The sequence below is a fragment of the Mycobacterium bohemicum DSM 44277 genome (assembly GCF_001053185.1).
GTDB classification, from domain to species: domain Bacteria; phylum Actinomycetota; class Actinomycetes; order Mycobacteriales; family Mycobacteriaceae; genus Mycobacterium; species Mycobacterium bohemicum.
In genome coordinates this window covers 290,531-309,957 of the sequence record NZ_CSTD01000005.1, presented here as the reverse complement: position 1 = coordinate 309,957, position 19,427 = coordinate 290,531, and the positions used below count along the sequence as shown (strand labels likewise).

Annotated in this window: 15 protein-coding genes; 6 read left to right on the top strand and 9 right to left on the bottom strand. The window is 68.0% G+C overall.

Translation table 11 applies throughout. The features are described 5' to 3' along the window. Nucleotides 1–16 precede the first annotated feature (16 nt). The 6 genes from BN971_RS21355 to BN971_RS21330 all read left to right on the top strand — a co-directional run bounded on the left by BN971_RS21355 (nt 17) and on the right by BN971_RS21330 (nt 9,656). Entirely contained in the window at nt 17–1,237 is a 1,221-nt protein-coding gene (locus BN971_RS21355; RefSeq protein ID WP_169718561.1) for an acyl-CoA dehydrogenase family protein, read from the top strand. Next, the gene (locus tag BN971_RS21350) at nt 1,230–2,060 is read left to right on the top strand and encodes a tyrosine-protein phosphatase (RefSeq protein ID WP_085179571.1); all 831 of its coding nucleotides are present in this window, start codon (nt 1,230–1,232) and stop codon (nt 2,058–2,060) included. Before BN971_RS21355 ends, BN971_RS21350 begins: the two co-directional genes overlap by 8 nt. A gap of 212 nt (nt 2,061–2,272) precedes the next feature. Further along, entirely contained in the window at nt 2,273–3,934 is a 1,662-nt protein-coding gene (locus tag BN971_RS21345) for a PE family protein (RefSeq protein WP_090350543.1), read from the top strand. Nucleotides 3,935–4,073: 139 nt separating this feature from the next. After that, on the top strand, nt 4,074–5,807 hold the full coding sequence (locus BN971_RS21340) for a PE family protein (RefSeq protein ID WP_085179573.1): 1,734 nt from the start codon (nt 4,074–4,076) through the stop codon (nt 5,805–5,807). A 216-nt stretch (nt 5,808–6,023) separates the two neighbouring features. Beyond that, the gene (locus BN971_RS21335; protein ID WP_085179574.1) at nt 6,024–7,751 is read left to right on the top strand and encodes a PE-PPE domain-containing protein; all 1,728 of its coding nucleotides are present in this window, start codon (nt 6,024–6,026) and stop codon (nt 7,749–7,751) included. A gap of 165 nt (nt 7,752–7,916) precedes the next feature. Beyond that, on the top strand, nt 7,917–9,656 hold the full coding sequence (locus tag BN971_RS21330) for a PE family protein (RefSeq protein WP_085179575.1): 1,740 nt from the start codon (nt 7,917–7,919) through the stop codon (nt 9,654–9,656). A 7-nt stretch (nt 9,657–9,663) separates the two neighbouring features. On the opposite strand, the gene BN971_RS21325 is transcribed toward BN971_RS21330, so the two are convergent. From BN971_RS21325 to BN971_RS21285, 9 genes are all read right to left on the bottom strand, one after another. Further along, nucleotides 9,664–10,632, bottom strand: a complete 969-nt coding sequence (locus BN971_RS21325) for an NADPH:quinone oxidoreductase family protein (protein WP_085179576.1) — start codon at nt 10,630–10,632, stop codon at nt 9,664–9,666. 5 nt (nt 10,633–10,637) lie between these two features. Continuing rightward, nucleotides 10,638–11,498: an SDR family oxidoreductase gene (locus BN971_RS21320; RefSeq protein ID WP_085179577.1), complete on the bottom strand. Its 861-nt coding sequence runs from the start codon at nt 11,496–11,498 to the stop codon at nt 10,638–10,640. A gap of 99 nt (nt 11,499–11,597) precedes the next feature. After that, nucleotides 11,598–13,031 carry an aldehyde dehydrogenase family protein gene (locus BN971_RS21315; protein WP_085179578.1) on the bottom strand — a complete coding sequence of 478 codons (1,434 nt, stop codon included), beginning with the start codon at nt 13,029–13,031 and terminating at the stop codon, nt 11,598–11,600. 169 nt (nt 13,032–13,200) lie between these two features. Then, a complete protein-coding gene (locus tag BN971_RS21310; protein ID WP_085179579.1) occupies nt 13,201–14,766 on the bottom strand; it encodes an LCP family protein in 1,566 nt (521 codons plus the stop codon). A gap of 108 nt (nt 14,767–14,874) precedes the next feature. Then, nucleotides 14,875–15,804: an SAM-dependent methyltransferase gene (locus BN971_RS21305; protein ID WP_085179580.1), complete on the bottom strand. Its 930-nt coding sequence runs from the start codon at nt 15,802–15,804 to the stop codon at nt 14,875–14,877. After that, the gene (locus BN971_RS21300) at nt 15,804–16,745 is read right to left on the bottom strand and encodes a class I SAM-dependent methyltransferase (protein WP_085179581.1); all 942 of its coding nucleotides are present in this window, start codon (nt 16,743–16,745) and stop codon (nt 15,804–15,806) included. Before BN971_RS21300 ends, BN971_RS21305 begins: the two co-directional genes overlap by 1 nt. 13 nt (nt 16,746–16,758) lie before the next feature. After that, nucleotides 16,759–17,721 (bottom strand): class I SAM-dependent methyltransferase, encoded by a 963-nt coding sequence (locus tag BN971_RS21295; RefSeq protein ID WP_090350541.1) that lies wholly within the window; start codon nt 17,719–17,721, stop codon nt 16,759–16,761. A gap of 75 nt (nt 17,722–17,796) precedes the next feature. Further along, a complete protein-coding gene (locus BN971_RS21290) occupies nt 17,797–18,429 on the bottom strand; it encodes a TetR/AcrR family transcriptional regulator (RefSeq protein WP_085179583.1) in 633 nt (210 codons plus the stop codon). Nucleotides 18,430–18,431: 2 nt separating this feature from the next. Next, nucleotides 18,432–19,415, bottom strand: a complete 984-nt coding sequence (locus tag BN971_RS21285) for a pirin family protein (protein ID WP_085179584.1) — start codon at nt 19,413–19,415, stop codon at nt 18,432–18,434. Between the last annotated feature and the right edge of the window lie 12 nt (nt 19,416–19,427).

Sequence of the window (19,427 nt, the reverse complement as noted above, 5' to 3'; positions counted from 1 at the left end):
CGTTATGGATTTCGCGATGTCGGCCAAGGCCAGCGACTACCACGCCCGGCTGTCCGACTTCATGACCGAGTTCGTCTTCCCGGCCGAGGCCGAATACGACAAATACCGCCAGCAAGCCGGACCGGACGACCACACGGTGCCGCCCGTCATCGAGGACCTCAAGGCGAGGGCCAAGGAGCGGGGCCTGTGGAACCTCTTCCTCCCGGCGGAGTCGGGCCTGACCAACCTCGAATACGCCCCGCTGGCCGAGATCACCGGCTGGAGCCTGGAGATCGCTCCCGAGGCGCTCAACTGCGCGGCGCCCGACACCGGCAACATGGAGACCCTGCACCTGTTCGCGACCGAGGAACAGCGCAAGCAGTGGCTGGAGCCGTTGCTCAACGGCGAGATCCGCAGCGCGTTCTCGATGACGGAGCCGGCCGTCGCGAGCAGCGACGCCCGCAACATCGAGACCTCGATCGTGCGCGACGGCGGCGACTACGTGATCAACGGCCGCAAGTGGTGGACCTCGGGGGCTTCGGACCCGCGATGCAAGATCCTGATCGTGATGGGCCGCACCAATCCCGAAGCGGCAAGCCACCAGCAACAGTCGATGGTGCTGGTGCCGGTCGACACCCCCGGCGTGACGATCGTCCGTTCCACCACGGTCTTCGGCTACCAGGACCAGCCCGGGCACTGCGAGATCATCTACGACAACGTCCGGGTGCCGGTCACCAACCTCCTCGGCGAGGAAGGTGGCGGCTTCGCGATCGCCCAGGCCCGGCTGGGCCCCGGCCGCATCCACCACTGCATGCGTGCGCTCGGCGGCGCGGAACGCGCCCTGGCCCTCATGGTGGACCGGGTCCAAAAGCGGGTGGCCTTCGGCCGCCCGCTGGCCGAGCAGGGTGTGGTGCGGGAGGCAATTGCCAAGTCGCGCAACGAGATCGATCAGGCGCGGTTGTTGTGCCACAAGGCGGCGTGGACGATCGACCAGCACGGCAACAAGGCCGCCCACACATTGGTCTCGCAGATCAAGGCGGTGGCGCCGCAGGTGGCCTGCAACGTGATCGACCGCGCCATCCAGGTGCACGGCGCCGCCGGCGTCAGCGAGGACACCGTACTGGCCCGGTCGTACGGCTGGCATCGGGCGATGCGCCTGTTCGACGGCCCCGACGAGGTGCACATGCGGACCATCGCTCGCGCCGAGCTCGGCCGGGAGAAGTCTCCGCTGTCCGCGGCGGTCACCTCGCATGGGTAAGGCCGCCCTCCGGGACCTGCCCGGCGCGTGGAACTTCCGCGACGTCGGGGAGAGCACCGGCGCACTGCCGCCCGGCCGCCTGTTCCGTTCCAGCGAGCTGAGCCGGCTCGACGACGACGGCCGGGCAATTCTGCACCGGCTGGGCATCACCGACGTCGCCGACCTTCGGGCCGCCCGGGAGGTAGCCCGCCGCGGGCCCGGACGCGTTCCCGACGGCGTCGCCGTGCACCTGCTCCCGGTGCCCGATCTCGCCGACGACGAGCCCACCGACGGCGAGGCACCGCACGAGCATGCGTTCACCCAACTGCTGACCAACGGTGAGTCGCAGCAGTCGGCGGACTCCATCAACGAATCAGCCGCCCGCTTCATGACCGACGAATATCGGCAATTCCCAACGCGAAACGGGGCGCAACGAGCCCTGCGCCAGGTCATCGGGCTGCTGGCCGCCGGTCGCCCAGTGCTCACCCACTGCTTCGCGGGCAAGGACCGCACCGGCTTCGTGGTCGCGACGGTGCTGGAGGCCGCGGGTGTCGACCGCGACGCCATCGTCGCCGACTTCCTGCGCAGCAACGACGCCGTGCCGGAGCTGCGCGCCCGCATCTCGGAGATGATCCAGCAGCGGTCGGAGACCGAGCTGACCCCCGAGGTCATGACCTTCACCGAGGCCCGGCTGTCCGACGGCGTCCTCGGCGTCCGCGAGGAGTACCTGGCCGCCGCGCGGCAGACCATCGAGGACGAATTCGGTTCACTGGACGCCTATCTGCGCGACGCGGGTATCACCGAGGCCGATCTCGACGGGCTGCGCCGCGCGCTGCTGGCTTGAACCGGCCTTGACGCACCCGACCGAGCGGTTCGGGTGAACGCCCGACAGGCGGGCGAGTTCCCCCTACGCTTGGTGGGCACCCCGGTCGAGAGGGATGAGCCGATGACGTATGTGATCACCGATCCGCGTGTGGCGGTCCCGGTTGTCTCGCGCCTGACTTCAAATTCCTCGATCACCACGAGGTTTCACGCGAGAACGATCGATGGAAACCGGTGGGGTCACTAGCCGCGGAGCCACAGTCGATGGCTGCGGCGGCCGTGGACGTGGCGGAAATCCGCACGACGATCAGCGACGCCACCGCCGCGGCCGCGGCACAGACGACCGCCCTTGAGGCGGCCGGCGCCGACCAGGTGTCGGTCGCGGCGACCGCAGTGTTCAACGCGTACGCCCGCGCGTATCAAGCGCTCGCCCACCAGGCGGCGACCTTCCACAGCGAGTTCGCCCAGGCGCTGGGCGCCGCGGCCAACGCCTACGCGGAAGCCGAGGCCGCCGCCGCCGCCCTGACCTCGGGGATGTCCGGCACGGCGCCCGCGTACGCAACGACCTCGATGGCCCAGGCCGCCACGCCGCAGAACGTCACGCTGATCATGGGCGGCACCGGCAACCCGACACCTGGGGCAAGTTTCATCACCAGTGTCTTCACCAAGTACGTCGCCCCTGACTTCGCCGGCTTCAGCCTCGCCGATGCGCAAGCCCTGTTCACCCCCGAGGACCTCTATCCGTTTACCGGTGTCAAAACCCTGCCACTGAACCAATCGATCAATCAGGGCGTGGCGAATCTGAATTACGCAGTTCTGCAACAGATCTCCGCGGGAAACAACGTGGTCGTCGTGGGCTACTCACAAAGCGCGGTAATCTCCTCGCTCGAGATGCAGGCGCTGGTGGCCATGCCCAATCCGCCGTCACCCAGCCAGCTGAGCTTCGTGCTTCTCGGTGATCCCATGAATCCCAACGGCGGCATGATGGAGCGCTTCGTCGGACTGAAGTTGGCGAGCCTCGGCGTGGACTTCTACGGCGCGACACCGACCAACACCCCCTACCCGACCCACATCTACACGATCGAATACGACGGTTTTGCCGACTTCCCGCGGTACCCCCTCGATGTCTTGGCCGACCTGAACGCGCTCGCCGGCATTCCCGCGGCGCACGCCCAATACCAGTACGTGCCGGTCGGAAGCGTGGCCACCGCGATCACGCTGCCAACCGATCCGGCTTACGGCACCGCGACCACGTACACGTTGATTCCCACCACCAACCTGCCGCTGCTGGACCCGGTGCGGGCCATTCCGGTGATCGGCAATCCGATCGCGGACCTGCTCCAGCCGGATCTGACCTATCTGGTCAACTGGGGCTACGGTGATCCGGCGTATGGCTATTCGACCGGCCCGGCGAACGTACCCACCCCCTTCGGGCTCTTCCCGCCGCTCAGCGCCACCATCGCCCTGGGTGGGGACCTGGTCACCGGCACGCAGCAGGGAATCGCCGCTTGCGTGCGCGACATCGGCGCGACGAGCCTGCCCACGTTGCCGGATATCGCCCACGCGCTCACGTCGACCCCTGCGCTGACGGTGCATGTCCCTTCGGGACCGAGTCTGTTCAGCGCCCTTACCCAAGCCACCTCGGCGGGTTACGCGACTCTGCTTCCCACCGCGGACATCACCGCGGCCCTCGTGACCTCCGTCCCCGTCTATGACGCCGGCCTCGTCTTCGGCGGGGTCGCGCAAGCCCTGGGCGGCGACCCGGTCGGGCTGCTCAACGCCATCGGCAATCCGATCGCGGCCGACGCCGCGCTGCTGACGCTCGCGGGCTGGCTCGAAACCGTCGCCATCGCGAATTCCGCCCAATCGATCGCGGTGGTCTTGGCCCAGCTCTAGTGGGGCTCGTCGCGCCACCGCCGCGGAGCCGTTCGCCCACGGTTCGGACCGATTAGGCCAATTGTCCCCACATGCAACGCAAATACCTCTACGCTGAGTCCGCTGGGGGCCCTTGTTGACGACGTCGGAAGGACCTCCGATGACCTACCTGGTAAACGAACCGCAGATGCTGGCCGCGGTAGCCGCGGACGTCGACGGGATCGGCTCGGCCATGAGCGCGGCGAATGCGGCTGCGGCAGGCCCGACTTCCGGCTTGCTGGCGCCCGCCGCCGACGAGGTGTCGGCCACCATCTCCGAACTGTTCGGCGCATACGGCCAGGAGTACCGCGCCCTCGTCGCACAGGCGGCCGCTTTCAACACCGAATTCAGCCGGGCGCTGGCCGCTGCCGGCGGGGCATACGCGGCGGCGGAGGCGGCGGCGTCGAACGCGCTCGGCACGCTGCAGACAGACGCGCAGTCCCTGGTTTCCGGTGGCGCCGCAGCCTCGGGCGGAACGCCGTTCGTCGATCCGCCCAACCCACTGACGGCACCGACCGTTGCGTTGGTCATGGGCGGCAGCGGCAACCCGATACCCAACGCGACGTTCGTCAACGGCGTCCTCAATTGGGCCAACCTGACCGGCTATTCGTGGAACTCCGCGCAGGCCATCTTCACGCCGGAGAACCTGTATCCCCTCACCGGCGTCAAGAGCCTGCCGCTCAACATATCCGTGAACGAGGGGGTCCAGATTCTGGACGCCTCGATCAAGTCCACCCTTCAGGGCGGCAACAGCGTTCTGGTCCAGGGCTATTCGCAGAGTTCCATCATCGCCTCGCTGGAGATGCAGAACCTGATGAACCCGGCGCTCAACCCTAACCCGCCCGGCCCCACCCAGCTCGCGTTCAACCTGTTGGGCGATCCGATGAACCCCAACGGCGGCCTCCTGGCGCGGTTCCCCGGCCTGTCCCTGCCGAGCATCGGCCTGGACTTCTACGGCGCCACCCCCCCGAACGCGCCCTGGCACACCGCCATCTATTCGCTCGAGTACGACGGGTTCGCCGACTTCCCGCGGTACCCGATCGATGTCCTGGCCGACCTCAACGCCGTCGCCGGCATCGTGTTCGTGCATCCGATGTACCCGCACCTGGACCCGTCGACGCTGCCGGCCGGCGACATCGTCACCCTGCCCGTGCAATCGACGTACACCGGCAACACCACCTACTACATGGTGCTCACCCAGAACCTGCCGCTGCTGGACCCGTTGCGCGCCATCCCGGTCATCGGCAACCCGATCGCCGACCTCCTCCAGCCGGACCTGCGGGTGCTGGTCAACGTCGGCTACGGCGACCCCAACTACGGTTATTCGACCGCACCGGCGAACGTGCCCACCACCTTCGGGCTGTTCCCGCACGTCAACCCCGGGGTTCTCGGCGCCGATCTCGTTACGGGCGCGCAGCAGGGAATCACCGCCGCCACAAGCGATCTGATGTCCGAAGGACTGCTGTCGCCACCGAGCGTCTCACTGACGAGCACGTTGCTCGCGCCGAACACGTTGCTGTCCCCGGCGCCGATCGGAGGGTTCGGCCCGGCGCTGCAGACCGCGGTGACCAATATCCCCAACGCGTTGAGCAGCGCGGCCTCCGACGCGTACTCGGTGCTGCTGCCCACGGCGGACATCGCCAACGCCGCCATCATCTCCATCCCGGCCTACGACGCCGGCCTCTTCGCGCAGGGAATCGGGCAGGCGGTCGCCGGCGATCCGCTGGGACTCATCCGCGCGATCGGGGATCCCATCGCCGCAAGCACCGGGATACTCACGGTGGCCGGCGGCGTCGAAGGGCTGGTCGTCCTCGAGGCGGTCGTCAACGTCGCCAAGGACCTTGCCAGCATCTAGCGGTGCCGGGCCGCGATCGCCCGCCAGAACAGCGGCCCTCGCAACGGTTCTGACACTCGGCGGCGACCGCCCGCCCGGGAGCCAAGAACAACGTGTAAATGCCGGACAAACCGGCGTGATCGCTCTAGGCTGACGCTGCCGGCTCCGCAATAACCGGGGGCATCGGTTCCACGCGCCGTCGGTACCGCTATCGCAGCCGTCGAGAAGGGAAAGCCGATGACGAGCCTGATTACCCAGCCCCAACTACTGGCGTCGGCGGCGGCGGATGCCTCATCGATCGGCTCGGCGCTCGACCAGGCCAGGTCGGCGGCCGCGGCGTCCACGACCAACGTCGTGGCCGCGGCCGAGGACGAAATCTCCTCGGTCACGGCGCAATTGTTCGGCGCCTACGGGCAGGAGTACCAAGCGCTGCTGCAACAGGCGACCACCTTCCACGAAGACTTCGTGGCGGCGCTGTCGGCGGCCGGAAGCGCGTACACCCAGGCCGAGGCTGAGATCGCGAGCTCGCTGGGGCTCACCGGCGCGGCTACCACGAACCCGGTTTTTGCGGCGGTGACGCAGGCGAAGGATCCGACCGTCGACGCCATCCTCATCATGACGGGCAGCGGCACCGCGACGCCGTCGACGGCCTACCTGAACAGCGTCTACAACCTCTACCTGACGAACTTCAACACACTGCCCACCACCGTCCTGACCGCGGTGTCCACCGCCGAGGGCCTGTACCCGTACACCGGAGTCAAGGACCTGGTGCTCAACATCTCCCTGGCCCGGGACGTCACCGAGCTGGACAACGCGATCGTCAGCGTTCTCGGCCCGGCTCCCAGCGCCAAAGTCGTGTCCGTCCTGGGGTATTCGCAAAGCGCCATCGCCGCCTCGATGGAGATGCCGAAACTGCTCGCCGAGGGCTACAACTCGTCGAACGCATACTTCACACTGCTCGGCGACCCCAGCAATCCCAACGGCGGCCTGATCTCGCGCTTCCCGGGTCTCGACCTCCCGAGCCTGGGGATCACGTTCGGTTTTGCGACGCCGAGCAACGATTTCCCGACCACCATCTACACGCTGGAGTACGACGGCTTCGCCGACTTCCCGCGCTACCCGATCGACTTCCTTGCCGACCTCAACGCGCTCGCGGGCATCGTGTTCATCCACGGCACCTACCCGCACCTGACCAACGCGATCGTCGCTACCGCCATCCCGCTGGCGCAGTCCGGTGCGCCGTCCATGACGACGTACAACATCATCCCCACCGAGAACCTGCCGCTGCTGACGCCGCTGCGCGCGATCCCATTCATCGGAAACCCGCTCGCCGACCTCGTGCAGCCGGACCTGAAGGCCCTGATCAACTGGGGTTACGGCGACCCCAACTACGGTTGGTCCACCTCGCCGGCCGACGTGCCCACACCGTTCGGGTTCCTGCCGCCGCTCAGCGCGACCACCGAACTGGGACCCCTGTTGGTCAGCGGAACCCAGCAGGGAATCCAGGCTTTCGCGAGCGACCTGTCCACCATGGTGCCGCCGTCGCTGCCGAACCTCTCGCTGTCCAGCCTGACGAACCTCCTGGGGTCCGGTGCCTCGACCGGCGGTGCCCCGGTGGCCCTCCCGTCGCTCACCGGGATCATCTCTGGCATCGAGACGGCGAACACCAACATCGTCGGCACGCTGACGACCGATGTCTCAACGGCTTACGCGACGCTGCTCCCGACGGCGGACATCACCACCGCCGTGGTGGTCTCCATTCCGTCCTACGACGTCAACCTGTTCCTGAACGGGATCACCGAAGCGATCAACGGCGACCCGGTTCAGGGCCTCATCGACGCGTTCGGCGACCCGATCTCCGCCGACGTCGGGCTCGTCACGCTGGCGGGTGGTTTCGAAGCACTCACCTTCGTCAACGCCGCCGAGACGATCTTCACCGGAGTACCGAACCCGGGTCCGAACTGATCGAGATGCCTTAGGCCCGAGCACGAATCGGCCGGACGTAGCGCGGCATAGCCGTCGCCCGAAGGGCGCACGCCAAAAGACCCAACCATCGGACAAAACCGGTCCCAGCCCTTACGCTGACCAGGTGCCGTCGCGGCGGAAGACACGGTGGGAAGGAAGGCATCTATGACCAACGTCCTCGCTCAGACGCCGACGCTCGCGGCGGCGGCCGCCGACGTGGCGACAATCGGTTCGGCGATCGGCGAGGCCAACGCCAACGCGGCGGGTGCGACGACGGGCGTCATGGCCGCCGCGGGCGACGAGGTGTCCGCCGCGGCCGCGGAACTGTTCGGCGCGTATGGCCAGGCCTATCGGTTGGTGCTCACCCAGGCCGGGGCGTTCCACGACCAGTTCGCCGCGGCGCTGGCCGCGGCCGGCAGCGCCTACGCGGAGGCCGAAGTCGCGGCGTCGAATGCCCTTGGGGCGCTTGATGCCCCGGCGCAGGCGCTACTCGCCCCGCTGACCGGCGGCGCCCCGTCACCCAACCCCGCGGCGCCGACACCCGTCAATGTCGCCTTGATCCTCGGCGCCAGCGGCGTGCCGATACCCAGCCCCCAGTACATCGCCGCGGCCTACGCCAAATACATCTCGCCGTTCTTCACCACCAACAACCTGCAGTCCGTGTTCACCCCCGAGGGGTTGTACCCGATCACCGGCATCAAGGACCTCCAGCTGAACGTCTCGGTGGACCGGGGCCTGACGATCCTCAACAACTCAATCATGGGTCAGCTCGCCACCCCCGGCACCAAAGTCACCGTCTTCGGCTACTCGCAGGGCGCCATCCTGGCGGCGCTGGAGTTACCGATCCTGCAGGCCGCCGGCGTGCCGACCACCGATGTGAGTTTCGTGCTCGTCGGCAACGAGATGACGCCAAACGGCGGCATGCTGGCCCGCTTCCCCGGCCTGGACATCCCCAGCCTGGGTCTGCCGTTCTACGGCGGCATGAATGCGAACACGGGCTACACGGTCATCAACAACACCCTCGAATACGACGGCTTCGCCGACTTCCCGCAATACCCGATCGACTTTCTCGCCGACCTGAACGCCGTCATGGGCATCGTGTACGTCCACGGCACCTACCTGCAGATCCCGGCCTCGCAGCTCGCCCAGACGGTCACGCTGTCCACTTCACCGGGCTACAGCGGCGGCACGACCTACAACATGATCCCGACCCAGGACCTGCCGCTGTTGGACCCGGTTCGGGCGATTCCCTATGTCGGCAACCCGATCGCCGACCTGCTCCAGCCGGACCTGAGGTACCTGGTCAACTGGGGCTACGGCGACCCCAACTACGGCTGGTCCACCGGGCCGGCCAACGTGACCACCCCATTCGGGCTCTTCCCCCCGCTGAGCGCGACCGCCGCCCTGCCCGGCGACCTGCTCAGCGGCGCCCAGCAAGGAATCATCAACGCCACGGCCGATTTCCAAGCCGAGGGCCCACCGACGCTGCCGGCCCTCGCGCTGCCCGACCTCTCGGGGGCGCTCACGCCGGCCCCCATGCCGTCGCCGGGCACCCTGCTGTCCCCCGCAACACTCGACGGCTTCATCGCGGGCCTGCAGTCGGCGAACACCAACCTGGCCGGCGGCTTCGCCGCCAACCTGTCGACGGCCTACGCCACGCTGCTTCCGACCGCCGACATCGCCACCGCCGTCGTCGTGACCCTGCCCTCCTACGACGCCAACCTGTTCCTCAACGGCATTTCGCAGGCGCTCAATGGCCAGCCCGTCGAAGGCCTGATCAACGCGTTCGGCGATCCGATCGTCGCGGACGTCGGACTCGGGACGGTCGCCGGGGGTGTCGAATTCCTCGTCGACGTGGCCGCGCTCGACACGATCTTCACCGGCACGCCGTTCCCGTCACCGTAGCCCGGCTCTAAGGCTCGAGCACGACCTTGCCCAGCACCCCGCCGTCGGCCAGGCTCTGTAGGGCGGCCTGCCCCTCCGACAGTGGATAGCGTTGCGGCGGAGGCGGTTTGAGCCCGAGGAAGACCAATTGGCTGAGGCCCCACGAGAACAGGGCCGCCGACCCGGGAACCTTGTTGAGGTACTCGCCCCACGCGACGCCCACCACGCTGACGTTGCGCAGCAGCAACCGGTTGACCTTGACCGTCGGAATGCTGCCCGCGGCGAAGCCGATCACCAACAGCTTGCCGTCGATCGCCAGCACCCGGATCGCGTCGTCGAACGCGGGCCCGCCGATGGGGTCCACGACGATGTCCACACCGCGACCCGAGGTGTACTCGCGCACCTGCTCGGCCCAGTTCTCCGACAGCGGCACCACCAGGTCGGCCCCGACCGAGGAGACGAAGTCGACCGCGGCCTCACGGTGCACCACCCCGATCACCTTGCGCGCACCCATCGCCTTGGCGACCTGGATGGCCGCGGTGCCCACACCGCCGGCGGCCCCGAGCACCAGCACCGTGTCGCCCGGCCGCATGGCGGCCCGGCGCGCCAGCGCGAAATACATGGTGTTGTAGTTCACCAGGAGGGACACCGCCTCGGCGTCGTCGAGCTCCGCGGGGCTGCGGATGACGTTGGGCACCGGGACGGCGACCTGCTCCGCGTACGCGCCCAGGATACCGAAGGCCGAAACCCGCTCTCCCTCTTTGAAACCCGAGTCCGGCGGCGCCGACAGCACCACACCGGCGGCCTCCATCCCCGGGACGAACGGCGGCGGGAGCTTCAGCTGATACTCACCCTTGCTCAGCAGCAGGTCGGGAAAGCACACCCCGGCGGCCCGGACGTCGATGACGACGTTGCCACCGTCGCCGGTGACGTCGTCGATGTCGGTGTACACCATGCCGTCCGGACCGGACAGCCGTTGCACCACACAGGCTTTCATGGCCTCTACAGCTTGAACGCGGCTCGCTGTGCGTTAGACAAGTCGCTGATCTCGCCCCAGTGCGATGCGATGTCCTCCACCGAGGGCGGATTGTCGAAGGTCGTCCCCTCGTTCTGGAACAGCGCGACGCGCTGCACCTTGCCGCCGCCGGCGACGTAAACCGCTGCGGTGTCCGGGCATTCCTCGGTGCACAGGTAGGCGACGACGGGGGCGACGAACTCCGGGGTGAGCTTCTCCAGCACCTCCTTGGGCAGGATGTCCTCGGTCATGCGGGTGGCCGCGATCGGGGCGATGGCGTTGGTGTGGATGTTGTACTTCGCCCCCTCCTGCGCCAGCGTGTTGATCATGCCGACCAGGCCGAGCTTGGCCGCGCCGTAGTTGGCCTGCCCGAAGTTGCCGAACAACCCGCTGGTGGAGGTGGCGACGACGACCCGGCCGTAGCTCTGCTCGCGGAAGTGCGGCCAGGCCGCGCGGATAACGTTGTAACCGCCGTAGAGGTGGACCTTGAGCACGGCGTCCCAGTTCTCGAAGGACATCTTGTGGAACGTGCCGTCGCGCAGGATCCCGGCGTTGCTCACCACCCCGTGCACCGCACCGAACTCGTCGAGCGCCGTCTTGATGATGTTGGCGGCGCCCTCGGGTTCGGCGACGCTGTCGTAGTTGGCCGCCGCCCGGCCGCCGGCCTCCTTGATCTCGGCGACGACGTGGTCGGCCATCGCCGATCCGGCGCCCGTTCCGTCGCGCGACCCACCGAGGTCGTTGACGACGACGCTCGCGCCCTCCCGCGCGAGGGTCAGAGCGTACTCACGCCCGAGTCCCCCACCGGCTCCGGTGACGACGATGACGCGATCCTGCACTCCGGGCATCAGATTCCTCTCTCATTGGAGTCTCATACGACAATTACGGTGAAAATACGGGCTAGCGAACGGGATCGGGCACCGGCACGGTCTTGAGCCGGTATTTGCTCAGAACATTCTGCGCGCCATCGCGAAGGCGCGCTTGGTGTACGGCGGGTAGATGAAGCTCGACAGGTCGGGGCGCGTCGGCTTGGTCAGCACCGACTTGCGATGGCTGAACTCCTCGAATCCGTACTTGCCGTGGTAGGCGCCCATCCCCGACGGGCCCACCCCGCCGAACGGCAGCTTGGCCGTCGACACCTGAAAGGCGATGTGGTTGACCAGCATGCCGCCCGCCGGCACCTCCTTGATCACCCGCTCGCGGGTCTCACGCGCCTTGGTGAACAGGTAGGCGGCCAACGGTTTTGCCCGCGAGTTGACGAAACGTATTGCGTCGTCGAGGGATCGGGCGGTGATCACCGGTAGGACCGGGCCGAAGATCTCGTTCTGCATCAGCGGGCCGTCCGGGTCGGGGTCGACGACCACGGCCGGTTCGATGCGCAGGCTCGACGCATCACAACGACCGCCTACGGCGACCTTGCCGTCGGCGCCGGAGAGGTAACCGCTGATCCGGTCGAATTGGCGCTGATTGACGATGCGCACACCGTTGGGCCGGTCGGAGGTGAACTTGGTGATGGCCGCACCGATTTTGTCCACGAGTTCGTCGCGGATCTTCGCGTCCGCAATCACGTAGTCGGGCGCCACACACGTCTGCCCGTTGTTGAGAAGTTTCATCCAGGCGATGCGCTTGGCGGCGACGTCGATGTCGGCGTCGGCGGCGACGATCACCGGGCTCTTGCCGCCGAGTTCCAGGGTGCAGGGGGTCAGGTGCGGCGCCGCGCCCTCGTAGACCTTGCGGCCGATCTCGGTCCCACCGGTGAACATGACGCGGTCCAGGCCCTGCGCGATGAGCTCCTGGCTCACCGATCCGTCGCCCTCGACCACCGCGATGGCGTCGTTGTCGAGGTAGCGCGGCACCAGCTCGGCCATGAGGTGTGACGACGCCGCCGCGATCTCCGACGGCTTAAGGATGACGGCGTTGCCGGCGGCGATCGCCCCGACGGCCGGGCCCAGCGTCAGGTAATACGGGTAATTCCAGGCGCCGATGATCAGCACCGTGCCGTACGGCTCGTACTCCACCCAGCCGCGGCCGGGAAGCTGCGGCAACTCCAGCAGCTTGTAGCGCCGACGGGTCCACCGGCGCACGTGCTTCGCCGCGTACTTCGCCTCCCCGGCGGTGGTCGCGACGTCGGCGATGTACGCCTCGAACGGGTGGCGGTCCAGGTCCTCGACCAGCGAGGCGGCGATCGCGTCCTCGTTGTCTTCCATCAACTTGGCCAGCTGCAGCAACTGCCGCTTGCGCCACTCGATGTCGCGGGTGCGCCCGCCGGCGAACGTCGTGCGCAGCCGGGCCACCGTCGCGGGGATGTCGACCGGCGCCGGTGTCGGCGCTCCGTTGGTGGATTCGGATGTTTTGGGGGCAACCGATTCGGTGGTCATCATTGGCCCTTCCTTACTCGGGTCATCCCGGAGCTCGCCTTGTGCGCGGGCACTCAAAGGGTGATAACCGCGATCCTAACCATCTGGTTGGGAGAGCAGTAGGAAGGATGCGGCCGGGCCCCTGGATCGCCGGTCCGCATCGCCCCGGCCGCCGGGCTTGTACCGACGCGGGTTACTTGACGCAGGGAATGCCTGCCGCGGTCATCTGGCTCAGGTCGGTCGGTGCCGGAGCGTCGGCACCGGCCCCGCTGGCGGCGACCGCGGTGACCTTTCCGGATGCCGACGTGTCGAGCGAGGCACCGGGATGCGAAAAGTAGTCGTCCGCGGGGAACCGCCGGCCCACGGTCAGCCGAACCGTTCCGGACGGCAATGTGTCGCTTCCCGTTGCGGGCACGTGCAACTGGTCGGCCAAGATCTGCGCGCCTTCGGAGGCGCCGGCGCCGTACTCGACGGTGCTGTCGTCTTGTGGGGCCGCCGCGGTCGTGGCGCTGCCTCGGGTAAAACCACGGCCGGCGAACTCACTCTCGATTGCCGCGGCCAATCCGTCTCGTGAGGTGGCGTTGACGACGTCAAGGACGACCGGCTTAGCCAACGCCGGTGTTCTTTGGGAGTTTGGCGGCGCGGCGTCCGGCGCGGCCGGGGTATCCGAAGTGAAGCGCTCCTGAACGATCCGCCGGATCGTCGGCACGTCGATCAGGTTGACGTCGGACCCGTTCGCATCGCGGCCGAACTCCGAGATGGGCAGGGTGTACAAGGACAGGGGCCTGTCGATCAATGTTGCGGCGTGCGCCACCAGATCGACGAGGTCCAAGCCGGCGTCGACGGCGACGCTGTCGCGAGCCACCTGAAGAAGGGTACGCAGCGCGCCGGCGCTCGACAGGGCGCCGCCCTTCCGGGCCGCTTTCACCAACGACACCAGGAACGCCTGTTGTCTGCGAGTCCGATCGAAGTCGGTGAAGGAACCGTCGTTTGCGGCGCGCCGCTGGCGCACGAAAGCCATTGCCTGCGCGGCATCGATTTGCTGCACTCCCTGGTGGAAGTCCGCACCCGAATAGGTGTCGGCCGTGTCCGCGTTGACGCACACCGTGATTGGCTCCACGACCCGGGCGATTTCAAAGAAAGCGCCCAGTGTGACTTCGATGAAGTGGTCCACCGAGATGCCCAACAGATCCCTGACGGTGCCGATTTCGGCCTTGCGGCCCTCCTCGCGAGCGGCCTGCTCTCGAGCGGCCAGGTCGGTTGCTCCCGCACCGTTCGAACCACCGGCGACCTGGTCCTCCAACGACTGTTGATAGGCCAACCCGTAGGCCTGCTTGATTTTGCCCATGCACACCGACCCCGGACAGCCGGACAGTTGCACGTAGTCGTCACGGGGAATCGAAACCGCGGTGATCGGGCCGGCGTCACCCGAAAGGTGCACGACGATAAGCACATTCGCGTTGTAGCCGCCCGACGTTTCGTCGCCGGCGTGCAAGGCCTCATACATCTCTTGCGGCAGCGGATGACCATTCTGATCCAAACGGCTGTCCAACCCCATCAGGAGAATGTTTTGATCGGCGCCAAACGTTGTCGGTGCGTCCGGTAACGCGTGGGAGGTGATGATTCGGCCCACCGCCGTGTGGATGGCCGTCCAGCCGACGCCTGTGATGGCCATCACGAAAGCCGAAGCAAGGCTGGCCATCAGGCGCCCTTTCAACAGCACCAAACGGCCCGATCCCTCTGATTCACCGCTGCCCATAAGACTCACAATTGTCGCGGAGAGCCAGACAAATTCCCGGTATCTATGGCCGCGAGCCGACGGCGAATGCAGTGCTGCGGGTCCTCATTGGACGCAACCCACACCCGGTCAGGGTTTGGTGGCGGTGACGAATCTGTTGACGAACGGCCCGTCCTCGGACTGCGGGGCGCGGCCCAGCCGCAGCGCCTCCTCACGCGCGTCGACGGTGCGCGTCGTCCAGCCGTGTGCACCGAACCAGTCGGCGCAGTCCGGGCGTCCCTCGTCGTCGAACCAGAGGTCGAACGGGTTGAACGAGGTGTCCTCGCCGCGCGCCGCGCGCTTGGCTTTGAGCGCGAGCCACCGCTCCTGGGCTTGCCTGCGCCGCTCGGGGTCGACACCGAAGATTTCGACCGCAACCCGGCTGCCCGGCCCGCTCAGGTCGTCGACCGCGGCGAACATCGCTTCCTGGGCCGCTGCCGGCAGGAACGGCAGCAGCCCCTCGGCCAGCCAGGCCGTGGCACCGCCCGCGTCGAATCCCGCGTCGCGCAACGCCTGCGGCCAGTCGTGGCGCAGGTCGACGGGAACCGGCCGCCGGTCGGCGATCGGTGTGGCGCCGTGGCCGGCGAGCGTCGCCGCCTTGTATTCGAGCACCTTGGGCAGATCGATCTCGTAGACGACGGTGCCGGGCGGCCACGCCAGCCGGTAGGCGCGGGAATCGAGCCCGGCTGCCAGGATGACGACCTGCCGGACACCGGCCTGGGCGGCGTCGGCGAAGTACGCGTCGAAGAAGTGGGTGCGCACCGCCTGGTAGTCGATCATCTGCTGGGCGTCGACCGCGACGTCGCCGTCTTCGTCGTCCCCGTCGGGCCCGGACCACCAGGCGCCCACCTGCTCGCGAACACCCTCGAGTTCGGGCGTGGACACCAGCAGTTCGGCGAACTCGTCGCGGATGAGCGGGTCGGTGGCGGCAGTCTCGCGGGCCCGCGCCAGCGCGACCATCACCGCGGTCGCCCCGACGCTGGTGGCGATGTCCCAGGAGTCGTCGAGGCTGCGCGCCATTACAGCCGCTCGGCGATCACGAAGTCGGAGAACGCGTCCTTGTCGTCGGACAGCGGGGCGTTCTCGACCCAGCGGCCCATCCGGCGCATCTCGTCGGTCGAGTGTTGTGCGCTGGCGCGCCAGCCGTGGCTGTTCAACCAGTCCGCGACGTTCGCCCGGTCGTCGTCGCGATACATCAGCTCCCCGACGTCGACCGTCTCCTCCAGCCCGAGTTCGTCGGCGACCTTCCGGAACCGTTCACGCATCTGCTGCCGCCGCTCGTCGGCATGATTCGGCGCGGTCTCCGCGGACACCCTGCTCCCGGGCGGGCTGAGCTCGCCGATCAGGGTGAACAACCGGTCCTGCGCGTCGGCGGGCAGGTACATCAACAGCCCCTCGGCCAGCCACGCGGTGCGGGCCGCGGGGTCGAAGCCGGCGGCGATCAGCGCCGCCGGCCAGTCCTGGCGCAGGTCGATGGCGACCTCCCGGCGGTCGGCCGAGGGCGTCACCCCGTTCTCCGCCAGCGTCGACGACTTGTAGTCCAGCACCTGCGGCTGGTCGATCTCGTACACGGTGGTGCCGGCGGGCCAATCGAGCCGGTAGGCCCGCGAATCCAGGCCGGAGGCGAGGATGACCACCTGCCGGATCCCGGCGGCCACGGCGTCCCTGAAGTATGTGTCGAAGAAGTGCGTCCGCACGGCCTGGTAGCCGCGCATGTGCTCGAGCTGGGTGACGTACTCCTCGTCGAGGGCCTCGACCTTGGCGGCGATCTCCGGGTCGAGCATGGCTTCCCACAGGACGCCGGCGCCGGCGTTGGTGACCAGCAGTTTGGCGTAGGGGTCGCGGATCAGCGGATCCTCCCGCTCGGTTTCCACGGCCCTGGCCGCGGCCACCATCACCGCGGTGGTGCCGACGCTGGTCTTGATGTCCCAGGTGTCGTCGTGGGTGCGTAGCGAGCTCATCGCGTACTCCTTGCTAGACGGACGGATCGTGGTCCAGACGCGCGCGCAGCAGCGTGCTGCGGACCGCGTCGTCGGAAAGTTCGTCGAGTACCGGCCGGCCGAGGCGGGCCATCTCGTCGCGGTTGTTCACGACGCTGACCCGCCAGCCGTGGTCGGCCAGCCACTGGGCGGCGTCGGACCTGTCGGGCTCGTGATAGGTCAGCGCCTCGACGTTGACGTCGAGGCCCAGCCGCTCGCGCATGCGCCGCCACCGCGCCGTGTTGCCATTGGTGTTCATCCCGAACACCTCGATGGCCACCTGGCTACCGGGCGCGCTGAGCGCGGTGAACATCTCGAACAGGCGGTCCTGGGCGTCGCTGGGCAGGTAGGGCAGCAGGCCTTCGGCGAGCCAGGCGGTCGGCCGGGTCCGATCGAAGCCCGCGGCCGAGAGCGCGGCCGGCCAATCGTCGCGCAGGTCCACCGGCACCGGGCACCGCCGGGCCGCGGGCACCGCACCGTGCGAGTTCAGGATTCCGGTCTTGTATTCGAGCACCTGGGGCTGGTCGATCTCGTAGACCGCGGTGTCGGCGGGCCAGTCCAGCCGGTAGGCCCGCGAGTCCAGCCCGGCGGCCAGGATCACCACCTGCCGGATCCCGTCGGCCACGGCGTCTTTGAAGTAGGAGTCGAAATAGTGCGTCCGCACGGCCTGGTAGTCGACGCCGAGGCGATGCACCCGCCGCCCGTGCTCGTCGCCGTCGAGCCAGCTCAGCTCCGGGTCCGCCAGCCGCTCCCACGCGGGCCCCGCCGCCGACACCAGGACGCGCGCGAACTCGTCGCGGATGAGGGGAGCGGTCCCGCCGGTCTCCACGGCGCGCGCCGCGGCGACCCCCAAGGCGGTGGCGCCGACGAGCTCGGTGATGGTCCAGGAGTCACCCGCGGTCCGCAACGACGTCGGCGGGGCGGGGTGGGGCGGGGGGGGGTCATCGAGATCGGTCATGACCCCACTCATGCTACCGGAGTAAGTTAGGCAAACTATACGCTTTGTGCGCCACGTCACTCGGGCGCCGAGCGGTCAGCCTTCGGGCCGCCAGAGCGCGCCCTCGAGCAGACGCCGCAGCATGTCGCTGACGCCCAGCATGGCCTCGGAGCTGCGAAGGTATCCGGCGTAAAACCCCACTCCGGAGAGCACCACGAGCAGGGTCTCAACCAAGATGGCGGGTTCGACGTCCGAGGCGACCTCGCCGTGTTCGATCGCGTCATTGACCACCGACGTCAGGAAGCCTCGGGCCATTGATACGGAATCGTTCTCCGTCAGGCTCAATTCGGGATGTCGCTGCGACTCCAGCACGGCGGTGACCAAAAAGGCCGACACGGCCGGATTGTCGGCATTCGCGCGCACCGCGACGGAGATGAATGCCGTCAGGCGCCCCACCAGTGTGGTCTCGTGCGCCGCCTGCCGAATGCCGGCGTTGATGACCACGTCGTTGGTTTGCTCCAATACCTCCCGGTACAACGCCTTCTTGCTGGAGAAGTAGTGATTGATCGCCGGCCTGGTCAGGTCGGCACCCACGGCGATCGCCTGGAAAGTGGCGCCGTCGTAACCGCGTTCGCTGAATATCAGGCGGGCGGCCTGCACGATGCGCTGACGGGTCTCATCGGAACTCGCGGCCGGCGGGCGCCCCGGCCCGCGGCGCGCCGACGACATCTTTAAAGTGTGCCACCGCCGCGGTGCGGCATTAATGCATTTGGCGGAATACTGCCGAGTTTGCCGGCCTGATAGTCCTCGACTGCCTGGATCAATTCGGCCCGCGAGCTCATCACGAATGGTCCGTAGTGGAATACCGGCTCGCGAATCGGTTGACCGCCCAGGAGGAGCACGTCGATTGCGTTTGCCGACGATGACTGCCGTACCGGATGCGCGCCGACGGTGATCCGCTCGCCGCGTCCGAGCACCGCCAACTGACCCTGCCGAATCGGGTGGGCGGCCGGGCCCACATATCCGCTGCCGGACAGCACATAAACCAGCGCATTGAAATCCCGCCGCCAGGCAATGCTGAGCCGGGCCCCGCTCTCGATGGTGGCGTGCGCGAGCGTGATCGGAGTGTGGGTGATGCCGGGCCCGCGATGATCGTCGACATCGCCGGCGATGATCCGGACCAGGGCGCCGCCGTCGTCGGACGCCAGCAACCGCACATCGGCGCCCTCGATGGCCTGGTACCGGGGCGGGGCGAACTTGTCCCGCTTCGGCAGGTTCACCCACAGCTGGACGCCGTGGAAGAGGCCGCCGCTGTCCACCAATTCGGCGGGCGGGGTTTCGATGTGCAGGATGCCCGAACCGGCCGTCATCCACTGCGTGCCCCCGTCGGTGATGAGGCCGCCACCCCCGTGCGAATCCTGGTGGGCGAACTTCCCGTCGATCATGTAGGTGACCGTCTCGAAGCCGCGGTGGGGATGCCAGTCGGTGCCGCGCGGCTCCCCGGGCTGGTATTCGACCTCGCCCATCTGGTCCATGTGCACGAATGGGTCCAGTGCCGCGGCGGGAACCCCGGCGAAGGCCCGGACGACGGGGAAACCCTCGCCCTCGTAGCCGCGCGGACCGGTGGTGATCGACCGCACCGGGCGCTCCGTGTCCGTGGGACCGGCCGGGCGCAGGCGCGGCAACGCCAGGGTGTTTGCGGTGACGGCGGGCATGTCTACCTCCAA